General features: G+C 69.4%; 18 protein-coding genes. 9 read left to right on the top strand and 9 right to left on the bottom strand.

The features are described 5' to 3' along the window. Nucleotides 1–195 precede the first annotated feature (195 nt). Nucleotides 196–1,065: an alpha/beta fold hydrolase gene (locus AMK34_RS09375; RefSeq protein ID WP_073844357.1), complete on the bottom strand. Its 870-nt coding sequence runs from the start codon at nucleotides 1,063–1,065 to the stop codon at nucleotides 196–198. A 117-nt stretch (nucleotides 1,066–1,182) separates the two neighbouring features. Between AMK34_RS09375 and AMK34_RS09370 the strand changes: the two genes are divergently transcribed. Next, nucleotides 1,183–4,266, top strand: a complete 3,084-nt coding sequence (locus AMK34_RS09370; protein ID WP_073844720.1) for an AfsR/SARP family transcriptional regulator — start codon at nucleotides 1,183–1,185, stop codon at nucleotides 4,264–4,266. A gap of 1 nt (nucleotide 4,267) precedes the next feature. Here AMK34_RS09370 and AMK34_RS09365 read toward each other — a convergent pair whose 3' ends face one another. Genes AMK34_RS09365 through AMK34_RS09355 form a run of 3 tightly spaced genes read right to left on the bottom strand, consistent with a single transcriptional unit; the run spans nucleotide 4,268 to nucleotide 8,713 of the window. Next, nucleotides 4,268–4,558, bottom strand: coding sequence for a hypothetical protein (locus tag AMK34_RS09365; RefSeq protein ID WP_073844356.1), 291 nt, complete (start codon nucleotides 4,556–4,558; stop codon nucleotides 4,268–4,270). After that, nucleotides 4,555–7,950: a TM0106 family RecB-like putative nuclease gene (locus tag AMK34_RS09360; protein ID WP_073844354.1), complete on the bottom strand. Its 3,396-nt coding sequence runs from the start codon at nucleotides 7,948–7,950 to the stop codon at nucleotides 4,555–4,557. Before AMK34_RS09360 ends, AMK34_RS09365 begins: the two co-directional genes overlap by 4 nt. Nucleotides 7,951–8,002: 52 nt before the next feature. Next, a complete protein-coding gene (locus tag AMK34_RS09355; protein WP_073844352.1) occupies nucleotides 8,003–8,713 on the bottom strand; it encodes a GntR family transcriptional regulator in 711 nt (236 codons plus the stop codon). Nucleotides 8,714–8,834: 121 nt separating this feature from the next. Here AMK34_RS09355 and AMK34_RS09350 point away from each other — a divergent pair, with 121 nt between their 5' ends. The 3 genes from AMK34_RS09350 (at nucleotide 8,835) to AMK34_RS09340 (ending at nucleotide 12,099) form a co-directional block, all read left to right on the top strand. Then, entirely contained in the window at nucleotides 8,835–9,749 is a 915-nt protein-coding gene (locus AMK34_RS09350; protein ID WP_073844350.1) for a glycoside hydrolase family 16 protein, read from the top strand. 9 nt (nucleotides 9,750–9,758) lie between these two features. Beyond that, nucleotides 9,759–10,622, top strand: a complete 864-nt coding sequence (locus tag AMK34_RS09345) for a sigma-70 family RNA polymerase sigma factor (protein WP_073844348.1) — start codon at nucleotides 9,759–9,761, stop codon at nucleotides 10,620–10,622. A 124-nt stretch (nucleotides 10,623–10,746) separates the two neighbouring features. Further along, nucleotides 10,747–12,099: a deoxyguanosinetriphosphate triphosphohydrolase family protein gene (locus AMK34_RS09340; protein WP_073844346.1), complete on the top strand. Its 1,353-nt coding sequence runs from the start codon at nucleotides 10,747–10,749 to the stop codon at nucleotides 12,097–12,099. Nucleotides 12,100–12,153: 54 nt separating this feature from the next. Here AMK34_RS09340 and AMK34_RS09335 read toward each other — a convergent pair whose 3' ends face one another. Continuing rightward, nucleotides 12,154–13,398 (bottom strand): HNH endonuclease signature motif containing protein, encoded by a 1,245-nt coding sequence (locus tag AMK34_RS09335; RefSeq protein WP_073844344.1) that lies wholly within the window; start codon nucleotides 13,396–13,398, stop codon nucleotides 12,154–12,156. 159 nt (nucleotides 13,399–13,557) lie between these two features. Next, nucleotides 13,558–14,034 carry a GNAT family N-acetyltransferase gene (locus tag AMK34_RS09330; protein WP_073844342.1) on the bottom strand — a complete coding sequence of 159 codons (477 nt, stop codon included), beginning with the start codon at nucleotides 14,032–14,034 and terminating at the stop codon, nucleotides 13,558–13,560. A 100-nt stretch (nucleotides 14,035–14,134) separates the two neighbouring features. Here AMK34_RS09330 and AMK34_RS09325 point away from each other — a divergent pair, with 100 nt between their 5' ends. Both AMK34_RS09325 and AMK34_RS09320 read left to right on the top strand, forming a co-directional pair. Beyond that, the gene (locus AMK34_RS09325; RefSeq protein ID WP_038511724.1) at nucleotides 14,135–14,911 is read left to right on the top strand and encodes a cyclase family protein; all 777 of its coding nucleotides are present in this window, start codon (nucleotides 14,135–14,137) and stop codon (nucleotides 14,909–14,911) included. Next, nucleotides 14,908–16,518, top strand: coding sequence for a thiamine pyrophosphate-binding protein (locus tag AMK34_RS09320; protein ID WP_073844340.1), 1,611 nt, complete (start codon nucleotides 14,908–14,910; stop codon nucleotides 16,516–16,518). The genes AMK34_RS09325 and AMK34_RS09320 overlap by 4 nt, the downstream gene beginning before the upstream one ends. A 5-nt stretch (nucleotides 16,519–16,523) precedes the next feature. Here the strand turns inward: AMK34_RS09320 and AMK34_RS09315 are convergent, their stop codons facing one another. From AMK34_RS09315 to AMK34_RS09305, 3 genes are read right to left on the bottom strand one after another with little or no spacing between them, the layout of a single operon-like run. Beyond that, entirely contained in the window at nucleotides 16,524–17,786 is a 1,263-nt protein-coding gene (locus tag AMK34_RS09315; protein WP_073844338.1) for a class I SAM-dependent methyltransferase, read from the bottom strand. A 27-nt stretch (nucleotides 17,787–17,813) separates the two neighbouring features. Next, nucleotides 17,814–19,199, bottom strand: a complete 1,386-nt coding sequence (locus AMK34_RS09310) for an FAD-binding oxidoreductase (protein ID WP_073844336.1) — start codon at nucleotides 19,197–19,199, stop codon at nucleotides 17,814–17,816. A 45-nt stretch (nucleotides 19,200–19,244) separates the two neighbouring features. After that, on the bottom strand, nucleotides 19,245–20,459 hold the full coding sequence (locus tag AMK34_RS09305) for an SGNH/GDSL hydrolase family protein (protein WP_073844334.1): 1,215 nt from the start codon (nucleotides 20,457–20,459) through the stop codon (nucleotides 19,245–19,247). 114 nt (nucleotides 20,460–20,573) lie between these two features. On the opposite strand from AMK34_RS09305, the gene AMK34_RS09300 reads away from it, so the two are divergent. From AMK34_RS09300 to AMK34_RS09290, 3 genes are all read left to right on the top strand, one after another. Further along, nucleotides 20,574–20,945 (top strand): MmcQ/YjbR family DNA-binding protein, encoded by a 372-nt coding sequence (locus AMK34_RS09300; protein ID WP_073844332.1) that lies wholly within the window; start codon nucleotides 20,574–20,576, stop codon nucleotides 20,943–20,945. Nucleotides 20,946–21,065: 120 nt separating this feature from the next. Beyond that, nucleotides 21,066–22,232, top strand: coding sequence for a sensor histidine kinase (locus AMK34_RS09295; RefSeq protein ID WP_038511741.1), 1,167 nt, complete (start codon nucleotides 21,066–21,068; stop codon nucleotides 22,230–22,232). Beyond that, a complete protein-coding gene (locus AMK34_RS09290) occupies nucleotides 22,229–22,891 on the top strand; it encodes a response regulator (protein ID WP_073844330.1) in 663 nt (220 codons plus the stop codon). Before AMK34_RS09295 ends, AMK34_RS09290 begins: the two co-directional genes overlap by 4 nt. Nucleotides 22,892–22,901: the final 10 nt, after the last annotated feature.

The following is a 22,901-nucleotide window of genomic DNA, read 5'->3' as shown; positions in this document are numbered from 1 at the left end:
CACGGATTGCGCCGTTCGGCTCGCTTCACGGACCGGGAACGCAGGGCGCGGCGTGAGGGGAGGCGTGACTCGCGTGATCAGGGACGTGACTCGCGTGATTGGAGGCCGCACTCGGGTGTTCCGCCCCCGATCACGCGAGTCACGCCTTCGATCACGTGAGTTCGGTGCCACCGCCGCTCACTTGACCAGCGCCTTCTAACGCGTGAGCAGGTCTCGAAGCGCCTTCGCCACCTCCGCGGGCGACTCCTCGGCCATGAAGTGACCCGACGTGACCGTCCGGTGGTCCAGGTCCGTCGCCCACGCCTGCCAAAGCGCGACGGCGTCGTACCCAAGCACGGCGCCCCAGTCCTGCTGAAGCACGGTGAGCGGCATCGTGAGCCGGTTGCCGGCCGCGCGGTCCGCCTCGTCGTGCGCGACGTCGATGCCCGCCGACGCGCGGTAGTCGGCGACGATGGAGGGCACCGCGTTCCGTGACGCCTCCAGGTACGCGGCACGCACGTCGGCGGGGATCGCGTCGCCGTCGCGCGTCCACGCGTCGAGGAAGTGACCGAAGAACGCGTCCGGCGCGCCCGCGATCAGCTGTTCCGGCAGTCCGGGCGGCTGCGCCATCAGATAGAGGTGGAAGCCGACCGCGGCGCCGGCGCCGTGCAGCACGTCCCACATGTCCAGCGTCGGCAGCACGTCGAGGATCGCGAGGTGGCTCACCTTGTCCGCGTGGTCGAGCCCGGCCCGCAGGGCCACCAGCGCGCCCCGGTCGTGCCCCGCGAGGGCGAACCGGTCGTGGCCGAAGGCCTTCGCGACGGCGACGACGTCGGCCGCCATCGACCGCTTCGAGTAGGTCTCGCCGGTGTCGGCGGGCTTGTCGCTTTCGCCGTATCCTCGCAGGTCAGGGCAGAGGACTGTGTGGTCGGCCGCCAGATCCGCCGCGACGTGCCGCCACATGAGGTGGGTCTGGGGGAAGCCGTGCAGCAGCACGATCGGGCTGCCCGTCCCGGCGACGGCGACGTCCAGTGCCACGCCGTCCGCGACGGGCACACGCTGGTAGTCGAATCCGGTGATGCGCATGGGTACCTTCCTGGTCGTTCCGTGACGACCGCCAGCGTTCCCGGCCCGAATCAGCACCCGGTCAGCGACGACCGAGCGGCCGGGGCACGATGATCACCGTCGGTGAAGGAGGTGACGATGCGGTTCGGGGTGCTCGGCCCGCTCGTGGCCGAGGACGCGCGCGGCGAGGTCGGGCTCAAGGGGCCGCGACACCGCGCGGTGCTGGCCAGGCTTCTGATCGCCCGCGGCCGCGTGGTGCCGGTGGAACGCCTGGTCGACGACCTGTGGGAACGACCGCCCGAGGGCGCGGTCGGCGCGGTGCAGACCTTCGTCGGTGCCCTGCGCCGCGCGCTGGAACCGGATCGCGCGCCCCGTGAGCCCGCGCGGCTGCTCGTCACGGTCGCCCGCGGCTACGCCCTGCGCGCCGATTCCGTCGACGCGTGGGACTTCGAGGCCGCCGTCGCCACGGCCCGTGAGCTCCTCGACGCCCGCCGGGCGGACGCGGCACTGTCTCAAGTAGACACCGCGCTCGCGCTGTGGCGCGGCCCCGCGTATGCCGAGTTCGCCGAGGAAGGCTGGGCGATCGGTGAGGTCTCCCGGCTGACCGAACTCCGGTTGCTGGCGGGCGAACTTCGTGCAGAGGCCCTGCTTGCGCTCGGGCGCGCCGCCGAAGTGGTCCCCGAGCTGGAACCACGGGTGCGCGAGTATCCCTTGCGGGAGAACGGTTCCCGGCTGCTGGCACTGGCGCTCTACCGCTCCGGACGGCAAGGGGACGCCCTGGCGGTGTTGCGCACCACGCGTGAACGGCTCGCCGACGAACTCGGCATCGATCCCGGCGCCGGCCTGCGAGACTTGGAAGCCGACATCCTCGCGCAAGCGGCCCGGCTGGAGCAGTCCGTGCCCGAGACCTCCGAGCGGCCGCTGATCGGGCGGGACGCGGAATTGGCGAGGCTCGAAGAAGCAGCGGCGGAGTCGCGACTGGTGCTCGTGTCGGGCGAGGCGGGGGTGGGGAAGACCGCGCTCGCCGAGGCGTTCTCCGCCCGTCTCGCCGCGCGCGGCTGGACCACGGCCTGGGGAAGCAACCCCGACGACGAGGGCGCGCCGCCCGCCTACGCCTGGAGCCGGATCCTCGCGACCCTCGCCGAGGCCGGGTACGGCGCGCCACCGGCCGCGGACCCGGCGATCGAGGATCCCCTGGCCGCGCGCTGGCGATGGCACCGGGCGGTCGCCGCCTACCTCTCCGGCATGACACCGTTGCTGCTCGTCCTCGACGACCTGCACTGGGCGGGCGAGGAGACGTTGGCGCTGCTGGCCTCGGTGCTGAGCGAGCCGGTGCTGATCGTCGCGACCTATCGCGGCACCGACCCGCCCGCGCGGTTGACGGACTTCCTCGGCCGGGCCGCACGCCACGAGCCGGCGCGGATCTATCTCGGCGGGCTGCCCGAGACCGAGATCGCCGCGCTGGTCAGCGCCACGACCGGGGAGGAGATCGAGCCGGAGACCGCCGAGGTGATCCATCGGCGCAGTGGCGGGAACGCCTTCTTCGTCCGCGAACTCGCCCGCCTGCTGGCCGCCGAAGGGCCTGCCGCCTTGGCCGCGGTGCCGCCCGGAGTCCGCGACGTCGTCCGGCACCGGGTGGACGCGTTACCGGACGAGGTCCGCGGTGTGGTGCGGCGCGCGGCGGTGCTCGGTACGGATGTCGATCTGGACGTACTCGAGGCCCTGGTGGGGGAAACCGCGCTCGACGCGGTGGAAGTCGCGGCCAGGCAAGGGATCCTGACCGAGCGGGCGCCGAACCGGTTCCGGTTCGCGCACGCGCTCGTGCGGGACACGCTCTATCACGACCTCTCGCGTTCGCGACGGGCCCGCGAGCACGGTGGGATCGCCGAGGCGCTGGAACGACTTCGCCCGGACGACGTCGACGCGCTGGCGCACCATTTCCTGCTGTCGGAGGAGCATGGCGACCGGGCCGCACGCTACGCGCGGGCAGCCGCGGAACGAGCCGAAAGTCGTTTCGCGCCAACGGAAGCGGCTCGGCTCTGGGAAGCAGCGCTCACCGCGTACGACCGATCCGGCGGCTCCGACCCGGAGAGGCGGCTGGAGCTGATCATGGGCATGGCCCGTGCGTCGGCCGTCGCCGGCGGCCTCGGCCGGTCGCGGCGGCATCGGGCCGAAGCGCTGGAACTGGCGGAAAAGCTGGACGATCCGCTGCTGACCGCGCGGGTGATCGGCGCCTTCGACGTCCCCGCCATCTGGACCGAAAGCGACGACAGGGAGCTCGCGTCCCGGATCGCGGGCGCCGTCGAGCGGACTCTCGCCGCGCTACCGGGGGAACGGCGGGCCGAGCGGTGCCGCCTGCTGGCCACGCTCGCCGTCGAACTGCGCAACGCGGGCGGACGGCGGGCTCGCGACGCGGCCAGGGAAGCCGAGACGCTCGCCCGGGGGCTCGAAGACCCGGCGCTGCTCGCGTTCGCGCTCAACGCCCGGTTCCTGCAATCCTTCGACCGCGCGGGGCTCGCTCCCGAGCGGGCGGCGATCGGCGCCGAACTGGTCGACCTCGCCTCGCGGCACGGGCTGGTGACGTTCGAGGTGCTCGGGCATCTCGTGCTTCTGCAGGCGAAGTGCGCGCTCGCGGATTTCGCCGCCGCGGACCGGCACGCCGTGTCGGCCGACGAACTCGGCGAGAAGTACGGCCTGCCGCTCGTGGGCGTGTTCACCCGGTGGTACCGCGCGATGCGGACCGCGATGACCGGCCCCGGCGGGGCGGCCGCCTATCGTGCCGCGGCGGCGGGGCTCGCCGGAACGGCCATGTCCGGAGTGGACAACGGAATCCTCGCGCTCGCCCTGTTCTGCGACCGGCTTCAGCGCGGTCTGCCACCACAAGCGCTGGAAGAGAGCTACGGCGCCTACGAAAGCTGGTGCCGCCCGGCACTCCCGATCCCGGACTCGCCCCGGGATCTGCTGTTCGAGGCCCGCACGTGTCTCCACGCCGTGGTCGCGATCGAACTCGGCGACCGGGCGGCGATGGAACGCCTGTACGCCGAGCTTCTGCCCGCCGAGGGCGAGATCGCCGGTGCCGGGAGCGGGATGCTCACCCTCCGCCCGGTCGCGTGGTATCTCGGTGACCTGGCCACAGCACTCGACCTGCCGGAAGCCGCCGCCGGGCACTACCGGAAGGCGCGGGCCATCGCGGTGAAAGCCGGTTCACCGCACTGGGGTTAGCTCACTGCTCCCGCATCGCGCGGCGGATCTCGGCCAGCTTGTCCTTCGCGGCCTTGTCGCGGTCGGCGATCTTCTTGTCCAGCGAAGCGACGTCTTCCTTGCCGCCGAGGCCGGCGAGCTCGGTCGAGCCCAGCGAGGTCGTGTACCGCTGCTCGATCCGGTCCCGCACGTGATCGAACGAGGGCACGCCGCCCTCGCTGTAATCCGGCTCCGGGACCTCGGCAGGGGCTGTCGGGGACTCGTCGACGATCTCGGCGTCGAGGATTTCCTTGTCCGGGTCCTTCTCGGTCATCGTCCACTCCGTCCTGCGTGCCACGGCACGGCTTCGGTCATCAACCCGAGCATGCCCGAAACCAGCCGCATCTGGTCGACCGTGCGGATGTCGGCCTCGACCAGTCGCGGCGAGCAGACCACGATCGCGAGCGCCTGCGCCCGCGAGAGCGCCACGTTGAGCCGGTTCCGGGAGAGCAGGAAGTCCAGGCCGCGCGGCAGATCGACCGCCGAGGACGAGGTCATCGTGGTGATCACCACCGGCGCCTCCTGGCCTTGGAACCGGTCCACCGTGCCCACCCGCACACCGGGATGCCCGGCCTCGTCCAGCGCGCGGGCGACGACCCTGGCCTGCAGGTTGTACGGCGCCACGACCAGGATGTCCTCGTCGCCGAGCGGCCGGGGCTCGCCGTGATCGGTCCAGGCACGGCCGTGGAGTTCGGCGACGAGGGCGGTGACCGCCTCGGCCTCCTCGACCGACCGGGTCGTGTTGCCGTGGTGGTCGACCTCGGCGAGGTACAGGCCCGCTTCGACGCCGTCGATCGCGCGCTCGGCGGCCGAAGGATGCGAGTGCAGGCGGCCCGCGTAGGACAGCCGTGACACCGGCGCGCAGACGGCCGGATGCATCCGCCGGGTCTCGTCGAGGAAGTACCCGAGTTCGGCCGGGATGATGTCCGCCTCGCCGATCAGATGCCCGAGCGCGGACGCCTCGGCACCGGCGGGGTGCGTGCCCTGCACGACCTGCGGCAGTTGCTGCGGATCGCCCAGCAGCAGGAGATTCTTGGCGCACATCGACACCGCGAGCGCGTCGGCGAGGGCGAACTGGCCCGCCTCGTCGATGATCAGCAGGTCGAAGGGCTCTTCCCGGATCGCGGCGTTCGCGAACGTCCAGGCTGTCCCGCCGACCAGATGGCCGGTGTCGTGCTCCTCGCGCCATTTCACCAGCGCGGGATTGGTCTTCGGCTGCTCCCACGGCGCGGCCGGATCCGGGGTGCGTTTGGCGCGTTTCGCGCACGGCAGGTCCGGCGCGTTCTTCAGCGCGGCGGACAGCACGTTCTCCACGGCCTTGTGACTGGTCGAGGTGACGGCGATCGTCTTGCCCGCGCGCACGAGTTTCGCGATCAGCCTGCCGGCCAGATAGGTCTTCCCCGCACCCGGCGGGCCTTGGACGGCGAGCGTGGAGCCATCGAGCGCTTCGACGGCCTCGATAACCGTGTTCACCAGGTCGGTCCCGGGTTCGGGCAGGGTCTTGTCGTCGCGAAGCCGGGGTGTCGTGCGCCGGAGCAGATCGACGCCGGGATGCGCGGGCAGCGTCGGCAGCCGGTCGACGACCAGACGGGCGAGGTCCGCGACGGCGTCGTCCTTGGGGGAAGGGCGGACCGGGCTCCCGGGCAGCACCGCGACCGGCCGGTCGGCGGTGGTCTCGTCCGGCGGGCAACCTTCTTCGAGGGTCAGTTCGACGGCGGTGGCCGAGACGACCTTGGCGTCGCGCGCGGCCGCGCCGTACCGCAGGCGGACGTCGTCGCCGGGGGCGAAGGGATGCGGGCGGTCCGGGTCGCAGCGGAGCACGAGCGAACGCTTCGCCTTGCGGACCCGGCCCGACGGTGGCACCCATTCCCCGGCCTCCAACGAGATCGGGACGGTGCAGGCGTTGTCGGTCTCCAGATCGCCGAGCGGGGCGGCCAGCTGGCGGAAGTACTCCCACCACGCCGGATTCGTCTCGCGGCGGTGATAGCCGACCGACGCGGCCAGCAGCGCGCGGGCGCGGTCCTCGCCGGTGAACTCGGCCGGATCGTCGGGCAGCCCGTCCAGCAGCGGATCGACCAGCGCGGCCAGCTGCGCAGCGCGTTCGGCGCGCTTCTGGGCGGCGACGTCCTCCTCGGTCTGGCGGAGCAGAGCGTCCACATCGGACTCTTCGGGCGGCTCGGCGAGCGCGATCCCTTCGTCCACGCGGATCTTGTGGAGGAACTCGAACAACCGCAGCGTGGAGACGCAGTCGTATTCGTTGTAGTCGCTGATCCCGCGCAGCACCTCGTCCGCGTGCTCGGTCTCGCCGGAGGCGGTGAGCGTCAGGTACTCCTCGTAGGCCTCGATGCTCGACACCGCCGTCTTGACGTCGCCGTCGCGCGCCTCGGGCATGTAGAGCGGTTCGAGGTACTTGATCGAATACGACCGCTGCGAAACCCGGAGTGCCTTGCGCACCACGGAATACAGGTCGACCAGGCCGCCGCTGCGCAGCAGCTGGTCGACGGCGTCCTCACGGGTTCCGTGCACGGCGGCGAGCCGTTTGATCGCGGTGACCTCGTACGGCGCGTAGTGGTAGACGTGCGAGCCGGGATGCTCGGCGAGCCGCGCGGTGGCGAAGTCGACGAACTCTTCGAAGGCCCGCTTCTCCTGAGACCGGTTGTGCGCCCAGAACGGGGTGAACTTCGTGCCGTCGTCGGCTGTCACGGCGCCGAAGAGGTATTCCAGTCCTTCGCCCGCCAGCGCGTACGGGTCGCCTTCCATGTCGAAGAAGACGTCACCGGGTGCGGGCGGCGGCAGTTCGGCCAGCGCGTCCGGATCGATGACCTCGTAGGCGATCTGCCCGGTTTCGTCTTGCCGGACCTGGATCGCGGCCTGGGCGCGCAGCGTGGTGAACGACGTCGTCGAGATGTCGCGCGGACGGTCTTCCGGCGCGGCGGCCGCGAGCGCGTCGATGGTGCCGAGTCCGGCGGCGACGAGTTTGCGCCGCTGATCGCCGCGCATCCCCGCGACCAGCGAAAGGTCACGGTCGGCCTCGCGGGCGCTCGCGCAGTGCGCGGCGTAGGAGCAGCCGCCGCACGCGGGCCGCTCGTCGGCCCAGAGCTGGACGGGCAGGGTCGGCTGCCGGTTTCGCAGCCGGGCGCGGAGCCGGTCCACCAGCGGGAGGAAGTCGTCGACCCGGAACGAACGCGTGCTGTGATCGCCGAGCAGCAGGTGCATTCGCGGACCGGCGGGCCAGCCCGCCCGGCGCAGGGCGTCGGCGTACGCGGTCAGCTGGACGACCGCGGCGGGCTTCGCGTGCCTGGCCAGCTTCGTGTCGTAGACCTCGTAGCGGCCTTCGTCGTCTCGCATCAGGAAGTCGGCCCGGCCGGAGAACTCGCCGTCGTGGAAGACCGCCTGGTAGATCACCGGAGCACCGGCCCGAAGCGCTTCCTCGGTGGCCTTCGCGGCGACGACCGGGTCTCGTTCGTCGATCTCGACGACTGCGCTCCGCTCGCCGCGCAGCTTGTCCAGCGTCGCGGCCTCGTGCGCGCGCCCGTGCGTGACCGCGAGCTGATCCGGCCCGGAACCCGGCCGCGGCGCGCCCGGCAGGCCGGCGGCCAGCGCCTGGTTGAGGAGGCTGCGGTGCTCGCATTCGAGCAGGTCGGCGAGATCGGACGGGGTGTACATCGCCCGGGAGTCTTACATGGACTCCGGCCGCGACCGCCCCGGCACGCCGGAGTCAGCCCGAGGTGTGGTCGAACGTCAGGTGCGAGGTGATCCGGTAGCGGTCGCCCCGGTAGATCGAGCGGGTGTACTCGATCACACGGCCGCCGTCGTCGCGGGTGGTGCGTTCGAACAGCAGCGCGGGGGAGTGCTGCGGGACGCCGAGCAGGCCGGACTCGTCGGGGTCGGTGACGGTCGGCTCGATGATCTGCACGGCCGTCGCGGGCACGACCTCGTACCGCGTGCGGAGCAGTTCGTAGAACGAGCCGGATTCGAAACCCGCGGCCGTGATGTCGGGCACGAGATCGCGCGGGACCAGGATCCGCTCGATCGCCATCGGTGCTTCTTCGACGACGCGGACGCGGGTGACGGCCACCAGTGTGTGGCCGGGGGAGACCTCGAGCCGTTTGCCGAGGCGGGCGCCGGCGGGTGTGGTGGCGAAGTCGATCACGCGGCTCGTCCAGTGGCCCTCGGCGGGCGGGGCGAACTGCTCGCCGCCGGTGGCGGGCATGAGGTCCTGGGAGATCTTGCGCGGCGCGGTGAACGTGCCGCGGCCGTGCTCGCGGACCACGAGACCGTCGCGTTCCAGTTCGTCGATCGCGGCCCGCAGGGTGGGGCGCGAAACGCCGATCTCGGTGCTCAGCGCGCGTTCCGAAGGCAGGACCTCTCCCGGCTGCCGCCGCTCGATGAGCTGGCGTAGCCGATCCTTGACCTCTGTTCGCCGCATGACCACAGCCTACCCAGTGGTCACGGAGAATTGGCTGGTGGACAAGTTGTCTAGACCTATTGACTTTACCACTTCACCGGGTGACGGTGGAAAGAAACTGACCAGTGGTAAAGGAGACGAGATGTCGACTTCAGGGAAGTTCCGCGCCGCCACCGTCGCGGCGTTGTCGGTCGCCGCACTGGGTCTGGCGCCGGGCGCCGCTTCGGGAGCGGCCGGTTGCGGCGCGCTGTTCGACGACTTCCACTACGGCTCGCATACCGACGGTCTCCTTGCCGAGCACGGCTGGCAGGTACGTTCCGGTGCGGGCGGCCCCGGTGTCGGCGGCGCGCGCTGGGCGCCCGAGGGCATCACGTTCCCGACGTCGGACGGGGACAAGGTGCTGCAACTCGCCTCCACCACCGACGGCACGCCCGCGGGGACGACGCAGACCGAGATCATGCAGCCCGATCGCCGCTTCTTCGAAGGGACCTACGCGGCGCGGATCCGCTTCTCCGACGCGCCGGCGTCCGGCCCCGACGGCGACCGGATCAACCAGACGTTCTTCACGATCAGCCCGCTCCGCTACGACAACGACCCGATCTACAGCGAGCTGGACTTCTCGGAGTACCTGCCCAACGGCGGATGGGGCGAGGCGGGGCCGGTGAACTTCCAGACCAGCTGGCACACCTACACGCCGGACCCTTGGTACGCCGAGAACAAGAGCGACAGCCAGCATCGCAGTATCGACGGATGGCGCTCTGTCGTCGCGACGGTGTCCGACGGCCATGTGCGGTACTACATCGACGGCGCCCTGGTGGCCGATCACGACCGCAGCGGGCCGTTCGACGTGTACCCGCGGCAGAACATGTCGCTCAACGTGAACCAGTGGTTCATCGATCTCACGCAGCACAGCGGCGGGACGAGCACCTACCTCGAACAGGTGGACTGGGTCTACTACGCGAAGAACGAGGTGCTGACGCCGCAGGCCGCCGCCGACCGGGCCGCGTCGTACCGGTCTTCGGGTGTGCGGTTCACCGACGATCTCGGTGGCTGTTAGATGTGAACGGTGGATCGGCTGACGGAACGCTTCGAGGAACACCGGACCAGGCTGCGGGCGGTGGCCTACCGGATGCTGGGCTCGGCCAGTGAGGCCGAAGACGCCGTCCAGGACACGTGGCTGCGGCTGAACCGTGTCGACGCGGCGGAGATCGAGAACCTCGGCGGCTGGCTGACCACGGTGGTGGCGCGGGTGTGCCTGAACGTGTTGCGCTCGCGCGACCACCGGCGGGAGGAATCGCTCGACGCCGCGTTCTCGGAGCCCGCCGACTCCTCGGTCGATCCCGCCGCCGACGCGGAGCTCGCCGACTCGGTGGGGCTGGCGATGCTGGTGGTCCTGGACACGCTGGCCCCCGCCGAACGGCTCGCGTTCGTCCTGCACGACATGTTCGCGGTCCCGTTCGACGAGATCGCCCCGCTGATCGACCGCACCCCGGCCGCCGCGAGGCAACTCGCGAGCCGAGCCCGGCGCCGGGTCCAAGGCCGCCCCATCGCCGCGGAACCGGACCTCGCGCGACGACGCCAGGTCGTCGACGCCTACCTGACCGCGGCCCGCGGCGGAGACTTCGCCGCGCTCCTCGAACTCCTGCACCCCGACGTCGTCCTCCGCGCGGACAAGGCTGCAGGCCCCTCGCGCGAGCCGATCTTCCTGCGCGGCGCCAACGTGGTGGCTCGCGGCGCGGCGGCCGCTTCGGTGCGGGCGGCGGTCACTCAGCTCGCGCTGGTGAACGGCGGCGTCGGGCTCGTGATGGCCGACGAAGGACGGCCTTCGGTGGTGCTCGCGTTCGCTTTCGTGGACGGGAAGATCAGCGAGATCGACGTTATCGCGGACCGGGAACGGGTGCGGGGACTGGATTTGGTGATGGTGGACTGATCGGGGTTGCGGTTCGGTCGCGAACGAATACCGATGGCCCGGGTTTTCGCTTGAGTCGTTAACGGTGTTGTGGTGTCGGCCGCCTTCTTTTCGAAGCTCTTTGAGTCACGACGAGGAGGCGACCATGTCGGAGGGGACGTTCGGTGAGGCCCGGCGCCACACAGTGGAAAAGCGGCGGACATATCGCGACGCATATCAGCGAGATCGGGACCGAGTGCTGTACTCGTCCGCGTTCCGGAGGCTGGCCGGAGTGGCGCAGGTCGCCGCGGTCAACGAGCAGCTGGTGCTGCACAACCGGCTCACGCACAGTCTGAAGGTCGCCCAGATGGGGCGAAGACTTGTGCAGCACCTGCGCTATAGATCGCGGGACGTGGGTTTTCCGAAGGGGGCGGATCTGAACGAGGATGTCGTCGAGACGGCAGGACTCGTGCACGACATCGGCCATCCACCGTTCGGGCACATCGCGGAGGAGGTCCTCGATCAGCGCCTCAGGCAGGTCGCAGGCCTGGAAGGTTTCGAAGGTAACGCCCAGTCCTTCCGTGTGGTGACGAAACTCGCCCGACGGAAGGAGGAACACATAGGACTCAACCTGACCCGGGCGACGCTGAACGCGGTCCTCAAGTATCCGCGTCTCAAACCACGCGATTCGGCCAAGCCCACGACTTCGTGGACCAATCGTGGCTTTGGTGAGAAATGGGGCGCATACCAGACCGAATGGAAGGACTTCGCGTGGGTGAGGGATTCCAGTCTTGGTGAGTTGAGGTCCGCGAACGCGATCCTCATGGACTGGGCCGACGACATCAGCTACGCGCCCCATGACCTCGAGGACTACTTCCGGGCAGGGCTGATCCCCTTGCACAATCTCGCGATCGACAAGAAGCGCATCCTCAAGCATGGCTGCCGCCGGCTGAAGGAGGACGTCGGCTTCAACGAATACCGCTTTCGGGAGCAGATCGACGTGATCGTCGACGAGTTCGGCGAAAACCTCAAGTCGCAGTGCTGGGATACCCGTGAGAACCGAGTTCAGATGAACATGATCACCAGCAAGCATCTCACCAGTCTCGTGAAGGCTGTCCGGCTCATCGATCGACCACCCTTTGTGGAGGTCGACCAAGACAGCCAGTATCGGGTCGCCGCGCTGAAGGAGCTCACGTGGTTCTACGTGATCGACAGGCCTCCGTTGGCCATTCAGCAGGAAGGCCAGAAAAGGATAATCGGTTCGCTCTTCGATCGATTGTTCACCTGTCTGGTCAAATCGCCGAACAGTCCGAAGATCCCGATCCACCTTCGTGTGATCTACCGCGACATCAAGCGTGACGACGAGGCGAAGGGGACCTTCAAGGGCAACAAGGAGGCTCGGTGTGCCAGGGCTGTCACCGACTACATCTGTCTGCTCACCGAGGCGCAGGCCGTCGATCTCGGGAAGCGGCTGGAGGGCCGGTCGCAGAGTTCGATGTTCGGAACCTGGTTCAACTGAACGAGCGCATGCCGAGGGGCCCGTCGCCAAGTTGGTCGGCGGGCTTCCTCGGGTTCAGCGGTGGTTGTGGCGGGGTGTTTGGAGCGGGTCCAAGTATTGCGGTGGGATGAATTCGGGTCGTCCGTTGGTGATGTGGACTGTCCAGCCGGATTGGCCGTGGATGACCATGTGGTGGTAGCGGCACAACAGGCAGAGATTGTTGAGGTCGGTGTCGCCGAGCTGTCCCCACGGGAGTATGTGGTGGGCTTCGCAGTGTTTCGGTCTTCGCCGGCAGCCAGGGAACGCGCATCCGTGGTCGCGCAGGTTCAAGGCCCGGCGTTGGGCGGGGGTGACACTGCGGGCGGCACGTCCGATGTCGAGGGGTTCGCTTTCGCTGCCGAGGATGGCGGGGATGATTTTGGCGTCGCAGGCCAGCATGCGGGCGTGCCGGGCGGTGATCTGCGCGACCCCGTCCACGCAGGCCGCCCCCAGCCCCGAGGTCAGAGTGTCCAGCGGGATGGTGACCACGATGGTGGTGCGGTCTCCGGAGAGGGTGGGGGCTTTGTCGTTGGTCATCGCGTAGTGGATCGCGTCGAACAACGCGTCCCCGTTGCGTTCGCCTGGGGTGCGCGGGTCGCGGTTGCCGTCCTCGTCGACGGGTCTTCGCTGTCCCCAGGTTTCGAACAGAGCGTTGGCGCGGGCCCCGAATTCCGGGTCGAGGAGGCCGTTGAGCCGCCACCATCCATCGTCACGCTTGTGCAGGTGCACCTCGCGTGAGGGTGGTTTCAGGTCCTCGTCCTTGGGTTCGTTCCCGTCGGGGTCGAGATGGGCCAAGAGGTCGGCGCCGACGTTGGCGATCTCCTGCGGCCCGGCGTGGCGGGCCAAGGTGACCAGGATCTGTTCGGCGCCGGTCCGGTCATCGGCCGAGGCGTCGGCCGGGATCTTCTTCAGCACCGCGAGGATCGGATCCAGCTGCTGATGCCCCAAGTCGCCCTCCGCCGCCGCGGCTCCGGCGATCGGCGCGAACGCCGGGGCGGGGGTGCCGTCGAGGTTCCGGCTCTCGTTCACCGCCAACGCACGGGCCACGGTGTCACGGGCCTCGTTCGGACTGACCCGCGCGGTCTCAGCGAACCAACCCGCGGTCGAACCGTGCCCGAACAGTTCCATCGGGCCGCGGGACTCGATCTCGACCAGGAACTGCCCGACCTCCGCCAACGCCTGCCGTGCCACCGACAACCGCTCCACCACACCATGCGCCAGCTCCCGCGCACCGGCACGCCACAACTCCCGCGGCGGCTCGAGGATACGTTGTCCGGACACCCCACAAGAATACCGTACATCGAACAAATGTGCGAATGTGAGAACTTTTATCGAAATCGGATTCAAGTAGTGTTCGTGAGACGCGTTGCGAAAGCCACTTTCGCAACCTTCAACGTTGCGAAAGTGGCTTTCGCAACACGCTCTCCGCCCTCACTCAAGTCAAAGGTCAAGGCGCAGAACGGTTTCCTCGATCTCCCCACCCCGGGCGGCCGCGTAGGCGACTTCGGTCCCAACAACACTGAAGCCCGCCTTCTCCAGCACCCGAAGCGACCCGAGATTGTCGCTGGCGGCGCGGGCGTACAAAGGCCGGACCTCGACCATCTCCAGGAACAGAGCGAGGGCTCGGCTGGCGATTCCTTGCCCCCAAACGGCACGGTCGATCCAGTAGGTGATTTCAGCGTCGCCTTCCACGAAGAACCTGCCGATGGTGCCGAGGAAGCGGCCATCACCGGTCACCGCACGCACGATGAGGTCCGGAGAAGTCCTCAATTTCACCATGTGGCGGTCGAACGTTTCGCGATCGTCGGGGTCCCTCGCGACGAACGCGGCCATCCTGACCGATTCGGGGTCACGCATCAACTCGTACAAGGTGTCCAGGTCGCGGTCCTCGACCGACCGCAGTGCCACCTCGACCATCGATCTCCTCCTCAGCGTATCGGCGACGTCCCAGCCAACCATCAAACCCGAAATCCGCCTAAGGTGGCCGAGACGCCGCAGTCACTCCCGGGAGGCACGCATGTCGTTGTTGGCCCAGCTGAACTCCGCCATCACCACGGGCGCGATCGAGGTCGTCGACCTCACCGCCCCGCTGAGCGCGAGCACCCCGATCCTCCAGCTGCCGGAGCCGTTCGCGAACACGATCCCGTTCGGCCTGGAGGAGATCAGCCGGTACGACGAACGCGGCCCGCGCTGGTACTGGAACAACATCCACACCGGCGAGCACACCGGGACCCACCTCGACGTCCCCGTGCATTGGGTGTCGGGAAAGGACGGCCACGACGTCTCCGAGGTGCCGTTGCGCACGCTGGTCGCCCCGGCGGTGGTGCTCGACGCGTCGGCCCGCGCGGCCGAAGACCCGGATTACCTGCTGTCCATAGAAGACATCCGTGAGTGGGAGCGGGTGAACGGGCCACTGCCCGATGGCGGCTGGCTGCTCTATCGCACGGGCTGGGACGCTCGCTCACACGATCAGGAAGCCTTCCTCAACAACGACGAGAACGGTCCGCACACGCCGGGCGTTTCGGGGGAGTGCGCCCGCTGGCTCGCGGAGGAGGCGCCGATCACCGGGTTCGGGGTGGAGACCGTTGGCACCGACGCGGGGCAGGCTCTCGCACTCGAACCGGCCTTCCCGTGCCACGAACTCCTTCTGGGCGCCGGAAAACACGGCTTGACCCAGTTGCGGAACTTGGCGAGTCTGCCTGCCACCGGCTCGCTGCTGGTCGTCAGCCCGCTCCCGATCGTCGGCGGTTCCGGCAGTCCCGCCAGGGTCTACGCGCTGGTCGAGCGGGTATGAACGTCGCCGAGCTGGTCGGCCGTACGCTCGCGGAACTCGGTGTCGGTGCGGCGTTCGGGGTGGTGGGCAGCGGCAATTTCGACGCGACCAACGGATTGCGGGCGGGTGGGGTGCGTTTCGTCGCCGCGCGGCACGAGGGCGGCGCGGCGAGTATGGCCGACGCGTTCGCCCGGATGAGCGGCGAAGTCTCAGTACTGAGTCTCCATCAGGGCTGTGGGCTGACCAACGCGCTCACCGGTATCACCGAGGCGGCCAAGAGCCGGACCCCGATGATCGTCCTGGCTGGGGATACCGCGGCGTCCGCGGTGCTGTCGAACTTCCGGGTCGACCAGGACGCGCTCGCGGCCGCCGTCGGCGCGGGGTCCGAACGTGTGCACGGCGCGCGGACCGCGGTCGCCGACACCGTCCGTGCCTATCGGACGGCGGTGCAGCAGCGACGGACCGTCCTGCTCAACCTTCCACTCGACGTCCAAGCGCAGGAAGCGCCCGAAGCGGTCACGGTGCCGGAAATCCCCGGTCCGGCGTCGATCCGTCCGAGTGCCGACGCGATCGCGAAACTGGCCGATCTCCTCGTCGAAGCGCGGCGGCCGGTGTTCATCGCCGGCCGCGGCGCACGGGGGAGCGCCACACCTCTCAGAGAACTCGCGGAGGTCTCCGGCGCGCTGCTGGCGACTTCGGCGGTGGCGCACGGCCTCTTCCACGACGATCCCTTTTCGATCGGGATCTCGGGCGGCTTTTCGTCGCCGCGAGCGGCGGATCTCATCAGGGACGCCGACCTCGTGATCGGCTGGGGGTGCGCGCTGAACATGTGGACCACCCGGCACGGCACGCTGCTCGGTCCGGCCGCCCGGCGGGTCCAGGTCGACGTCGACCAGGCGGCGCTCGGCGCGCACCGGCCGATCGACCTGGGCGTCGTCGGCGACGTCGCCAGTACGGCCGCGGACGTGCACGCCGAACTCGTGAGGCGTGGCCACCACAGGAGCCGCGAAGCTCCTGAAACCACCCGATGGAACGACGTCCCGTATAACGACCTATCCGGCGGCGGGAGGATCGATCCGCGCATGCTCAGCCGCCGTCTCGACGAGATCCTGCCCGCCGAACGGGTGGTCTCGATCGACTCCGGCAACTTCATGGGCTACCCGAGCGCGTATCTGTCCGTCCCCGACGAGAACGGCTTCTGCTTCACCCAGGCGTTCCAAAGCATCGGACTGGGCCTCGGGACGGCGATCGGCGCGGCGCTGGCCCGGCCGGAACGCCTACCGGTGCTCGGGGTCGGCGACGGCGGGTTCCACATGGCCCTCTCCGAACTGGAAACCGCCGTACGACTTAGGATCCCGCTCGTCGTCATCGTCTACAACGACGCGGCGTACGGCGCCGAGATCCACCATTTCGGCACGGCGGACATGACGACGGTCCGGTTCCCCGACACCGACATCGCGGCGATCGGACGCGGTTTCGGCTGCGCCGGGGTCACCGTGCGGTCGGTCGAGGATCTCGCCGCCGTCAAGGACTGGCTCGACGGCCCACGGGACGCGCCGCTCGTCGTCGATGCCAAGATCGCCGACGACGGCGGCTCGTGGTGGCTCGCCGAAGCCTTCCGGCATTGAGTCCTCTAAACGCCCCAGTCCGGCCGCAGCGGCATACCCGCGTCGCCGTCCGGCCCGACCTTCACCCCGAGCACCTGGTGCAGTTCGATTTCCCGGCGTTCGAAGGCGAGGCGGCACGCGGCCATGTACAGCGCCCAGACGCGGCTCCGGCCGGCTCCCGCTTCGGCGACGGCCTCGTCCCAGTTCGCGTCGAGGTTGGCGCACCAGGCGCCGAGGGTGGTGGCGTAATGCTCGCGGAGGTTCTCCGAATGCCGCACCTCCAGCCCGCTGTCGTGCATCGCGGTGGCGATCTCGCCGACGGATTCCAGTTCGCCGTCGGGGAAGACGTACCGGTCGATGAACCCGCGTGACCGGTGCGGGACGGAGGTGTCCGGGTTGGTGATGCAGTGGTTCAGCAGTCGCCCGTGCGGCTTCAGTTTCCCTGCGAGGAAACGGAAGTATGACGGCAGGTTGCGCGCGCCGATGTGCTCGGTGAGCCCGATCGACGAGACCGCGTCGAAGCCCGTTTCGGTGACGTCCCGATAGTCGAGGTGCCGCACCTCGGCGCGGTCCGCGAGCCCCTTGGTCACGATGTCCTTCTGCGCCCATTGCGCCTGTTCGCGCGAAAGGGTGACGCCCAGCGCCTCGACGCCGTAGTTCTGGACGGCGTGCTCGACCATCCCGCCCCAGCCGCAGCCGACGTCCAGCAGCCGCATGCCGGGCCGGAGCCCGAGTTTCCGGCACACCAGGTCGAATTTATGCGCCTGCGCCTCTTCCAGCGATGCGCCTTCGGACGGATACGCGGCACAGGTGTAGGCCATCGACGGGCCGAGCACCAGTTCGTAGAACCGGTTCGAGACGTCGTAGTGGTTCGAGATCGCGTTGCTGTCGCGCGCTTTCGAGTGCCGTAGCCCGTCGAAGACGCGCTTGGCGCGGCTCGGCAGTTCTTCGGCGGGCGGGGCGACGCGGCGCAGATGCCTCGGCCCGAGTTCGCGCAGCAGCCACAACCGGTCCGCGGCGCTGAGCTGATCGACCTGGGCGACGAGCGCGCGCAACGCCGAGTAGAGATCGCCGTCCACGTCGAGCGCGCCGGCGACGTAGGCACGGGCGAGCCCGAGGTCGCCAGGGGACGACATCAGGTACGTCAGCGCCAGCGGCGACCGCACCTGGATCGACACCGGCGCGTCCGCCGGGCCGCTCGTGCTGCCGTCGTAGGCGGTGATGGACACTTCGGCGCTCGGGCCGAGCAACCGCTCGAAGATCTTCCCGACGGTGGTCGTCTCAGCCATGATCGTCTCTCTTCTTCCCGGGCCCGATCACCGCCGCCGCACACATTTCGCGTACAGGTCGAGCAGGCGGCCGTCGGGGTCGTAGGCCGTCTTCAGTTTCCGGTAGGCGTCGCCGTTGTACAGCCGCCAGAACTCTTCTTCGGCATAGAAACTGTCGGAGTACAGCGATTTCCGCCCGCCGAGCCGGGTCACTTCGGCCTCGATCAGCCGATTGTGCGTATCCGGCGCCTCGCCGGGGTCCAGTGGTACGGCGGACCAGAACCCGAAGTTGACGTACAGCGTCTCGGGGTCCATTTCGTACAGCGGCGAGTTCACGCCGCCCGGCCGCTGCTTCAGCGGGCAGATCCACACCGGGCTGATCGGGATCTCGCGGCGGAAGAAGTCCAGGAACTCCGCGGCCCGCGAGAGCGGCACTTCGATGTCCTGGACGATGGTCTCTTCCGGGGGAAGACGACGGAGCTTGAGCAGTTTCGCGGCGATCCCGAACCGGCGGTCGAGCGCCACGAGCTTCCAGTAGACCGACGACCGCAGCAGCCGCCTGCCCAGCAACAGCCGGGGGAGCCGGTGCTGCACGCCGAACGCCCGCGAGCACCAGAACCAGTCCGTGTCCCAGCGCCACAGGTAGTCCCGGACGCTCAGATGGTCGGTCTCGCGGGAGCGGATCGACTTGTAGTAGATGTCGAGCCAGGTGTAATCGCTGGTCACCGGTGCCGAGGAGGTGAAGGTGCCCAGCGTCAGATACTGCTCGCCCGGCCCGAAGACCGTTCCGTCCACGAAGTCCGCCGACCCGCTCCGGCATGCCTCTCCGAGGGCCGCGAAGTACTCCTCGGTGTCTTCGTATCGCACGTGATCGAGCCGGACGTACGGCTTGACCGGCTCCAGTTCGATCTTCAACCGCAACGCGTAGCCGAGCGTCCCGTACGAGTTCGGGAAGCCGTGGAACAGATCGCTGTGCTCGTTGTCCGGCCGGGCGACGACGATCCTGCCGTCGCCGGTGAGCAACTCCATCTCCAGTACCGACTCGTGCACGAGCCCGTTGCGGAACGAGGAGGACTCGATGCCGAGGCCGGTGACCGCGCCGCCGAGCGTGATCGTCTTGAGCTGCGGCACGACCAGTGGCATCAGCCCGTGCGGCAGGGTCGCGTCCACCAGCTGCTCGTAGGTGACCATGCCTTCGACGTCGGCCGTGCGCGCCAAGGGATCGACGTCGAGCACGTGCGTGAATCCCGAGACGTCCAGCCCCGGCGTACTGGTCGCCTTCCGCGCCCGGAACAGGTTCGACGTCCGCTTCGCCAGCCGGATGGTCCCGTGGAGATCGGCGAGCCGCGCCCGGAGGATTTCGGCACGCGCCTCGTGTTCGGCGAACCGGACCAGCCGCGCCGTCTCCCGGATCCCGCTGTCGCTGCTCGCCATCAGTTCATCGTGCCCCACCGAACCGCCTGGCGCAGCCCTTGATTATCAGCGGAGCCCCGGCAGCGGGACGGCGTCCGCCATGGCGGTGAAGCCCTTGTCGCCGGGGTGGAGGTGATCACCGGAGTCATACTCGGGTTTCATCCGCTGCGGGTCGGCGGGATCGCGGATCACCGCGTCGAAGTCGATGTAGCCGTCGAAGAGCCGGCTCGTCCGGATGAACCGGTTCACCGCCTGCCGGGTCTCCTCGAGTTGCGGCGTGTACGAACCCCAGCCCTTCCACGGCGTGATCGTCGCGCCCAGTACGCGCAGACCGCGGTCGTGCGCCCGGTCGGCGATCTGCTTCAACGCCGAGATGATCTTGTTCGGATCGGCCTGGTGCGGGGTCTGCTGGATGTCGTTGATGCCCTCGAACACGATCGCCGTCCGCACGCCGGACTGGCCGAGCACGTCGCGGTCCAGCCGGGCCAGCGCGTTGACGCCGTAGTTGCCGCCGTCGAGCAGCAGCCGGTTCCCGCTGATCCCGGCGTTGAGCACGCCCGTCCGCGCGCTGATCTTGTCGGCGAGCTGATCCGGCCAGCGCAGGTTCGCGCCCCAGGTCGAGTTCGCCCCGTCGGTGATCGAATCGCCGATCGCCACGACACTGCCCCGCAGGCCGCGGCCCCGGACGTCCACACCGGACACGTAGTGCCAGACCGCGGTCTTCTCCGGGAACGACGCCGCCGACTCGTCGGCCGCCTTGTCGCCGTTCCGGGTGAAGTACGAGTTCTGCATCGCCAGAGGGTGGTAGGTGACCGGACCCGACGGCGTCGGCGTGTACGTGGTGACCAGGAGATCACCGTCCCTCGGCACCGTCAGCGCCGCGCCGTCGCTGAGGATGTCGGCGCCCGGTGGCACGGTGACCTCGCGATCCCCGCCGAAGGTCAGCGTGCGCATCGTGCCCGGCACGGCCTGCGGGGTGTCCGGGCCGGCGGCGACCGCGACGGTCACCCGGCCGAAGAGCACCGGAGTCCGGCCGAAGGCGTTGGACAGCCGCACGCGTACTTCGTGCCCGCCGACGCTGGTGTGCACGATGTTGCGGATCGAGAAGTTCGGGTAGCCGTTGTCGGTCCCGGCCACCCCGGCCGCGGGAGCCGCCGCCCAGGTGCCCACCCAGCCGCTCGGGGCGGCGCTTTCCACTCCGGACGGCGGGGCCGCCGCGGCGACCCCGGGCACCACACCCAGCACCAGGATTCCCGCTACGACGAGCTGTTTCACGCGCATGTCGGTTTCGCCTCCACCCAGTCGGCTCCACCCATCGTCAGTGAATCACCGACAAGCGGTCAACGTCCCGGACGGGACAGGTTTCTGTCGGTGGTCGCGATTAGCCTGAACGCCATGAAGCCAGCCGCCCTCCGGAAGATCTGCCTCGGCTTCCCCGGCGCCAGGGAGGAGTTCCCGTTCGGGGAGGAGAACAGCGTGTTCAAGGTCGCGGGCAAGGTGTTCGCGCTCAGCCCGCTCAAGGCGAAACCGCTGCGGATCAGTCTCAAATGCGAGCCCGACCTCGCCGTCCGATTGCGCGCCGAACATCCGGCGATCATCCCCGGCTACCACCTGAACAAACGACACTGGAACACCGTCGAACTGGACGGTTCGCTGACCGACGACTTCGTCCGGGAGATGATCGAGGACTCCTACGACCTCGTCGTCGCGGGCCTGCCGAAACGAGAACAGGAGAAACTGAACTGGGTCGCGCTCAGCCAGGAATGAGCGCCCGGGGTTTCATCCGGATTTCATCCGACCGTGCTCGCCCGGCCTCCTACCGTGGGCGGAGACGGGTGCCGCCCGTCGCACGATGACTCGTTCACCGGGACTTCCTAGGCTGATGGCGTGCTGGAGATCTTGCGGGACCGGTTCCGGGCACGGGCGCAGGTGAGTCTCGCCCGGGCCGGGCTCGCCCTGCCCTGGTGGGTTCCGGTGAGTTCCACCTTCGTGAGCGTGGTCTTCGCCGTGGTCGCGGTGGTGCAGCGGGACGCCTTGGTACCGCCGCAGCCGATCGCGCTGGGCGGGCTGCTCGTGATCGCCACCCCGCTGGCGTGGGCGCTCACGGGCTGGGTCGTGCCCTGGGCGCGGGTGGCGGCGCTGATCGCCGCCGCCGCCGTCCTGCTCGCCGAGCCGGCGCTCCCGGATTTCGCGCCGTTGCTGTTGCTGGTCGCGGCCACCGAAGCGGGCAGTGTCCTGCGGACGTCATGGGGGATCGCCCTCGTCACGATCGCCTGCGAGGCGGTGCTGGCCGTGGCGGGGATCTGGGGCGGGCTGATCGGCGGACCGGTGTACATGGTCGCGGTCCTGCTCGGCCTCAGCGGCGGGCTCATGACCCGCTGGTACACCAGGGTGCTGGCCGCCGAGCGCGGCAACCGGGACGCCTCCCGCGACAAGGCGCTGCTCGCCGAACGCCAGCGGATCGCGCGTGAGGTGCACGACGTCGTCGGTCATTCGCTCAGCATCACGCTGCTGCACCTGACCGGTGCCCGGCACGCGCTGCAGCAGGACCGCGACGTCGACGAGGCGATCGAAGCGCTGACCGAAGCCGAGCAGGTGGGACGGGCGGCGATGGCCGACATCCGCCGCACGGTCGGCCTGCTCGCCGACTCCCCGTCGGGCAGCGCCCCGCTGCCGGGCGTGGAGGACATCGCGACGCTGGTGGAACGCACCCGCAGCGCCGGACTGGCGGTGCGCTATACACAGGAAGGCGACCTCGGCCGGGTAGGCGCCTCGGAAGGATTGGGCCTCTACCGGATCGTGCAGGAATCACTTGTCAACGTCGTCAAGCACGCCCCCGGCGCGACCGCGGAGGTCCGGCTGAACGCCGGCCGTTCCGGGCTGGACCTCGTCGTCAGCAACACCCTCCCCGCGACCGTCCGCCGCGCGGCCGAAGACGGCTCGGGACTGGCCGGGATGGCCGTCCGGGCGGCGCAGCTCGGCGCCGATCTCAGCGCCGGGCCCAGCGGCAGGCAGTGGATCGTGCGCGTCACCGTGCCGGGGGTCAAGCCGTGACCGCCGCCGAGGTCCAGGTGCTGCTGGTCGACGATCAGGAGCTGGTGCGGTCCGGGCTGCGGCGCATCCTGCGGCGGCGCGACGGGTTCGTCATCGCGGGGGAATGCGGCGACGGGGCGGACGTGCCCGCGGCGCTGGCCGCGCACGAGGTCGACGTCATCGTGATGGACCTGCGGATGAAGAACGTCGGCGGCGTCGAGGCCACCAGACGGCTGCGGCGGACCGGCGGGCATCCGCCGGTGCTCGCGCTGACCACCTTCGACGACGACAACCTCTTGGCCGACGCGCTGCGGGCGGGCGCGGCGGGTTATGTGCTCAAGGATTCCCCCGCCGAAGACCTGATCCGGGCCGTGCGGGCGGTCGCCGCGGGCGACGCCTGGCTGGATCCAGGGGTCACCGGCCGGGTGCTCGCCGCTTATCGGCAGGCCGCCGGGAACGGCAGCGGCGGGCGTTCGCCGGAACTGCTGACACCGAGGGAACAGGACGTGCTCAGGGCGATCGGCCGGGGGCTGACCAACGCGGAGATCGCCGCGACTCTCGTGATTTCGGAGGTGACCGTGAAAAGCCACATCGGCCGGATCTTCACCAAACTCCAGTTGCGGGACCGGGCGGCGGCGATCGTGTACGCGTTCGATCACGGGATCGTGGTGCCGGGCTAGTGCGGGACGA

The organism is Amycolatopsis sp. CB00013, from assembly GCF_001905755.1.
GTDB lineage: Bacteria > Actinomycetota > Actinomycetes > Mycobacteriales > Pseudonocardiaceae > Amycolatopsis > Amycolatopsis japonica.
The sequence above is the reverse complement of the archived record's forward strand: the minus strand, read 5'-3'. Positions and strand labels throughout refer to the sequence as shown.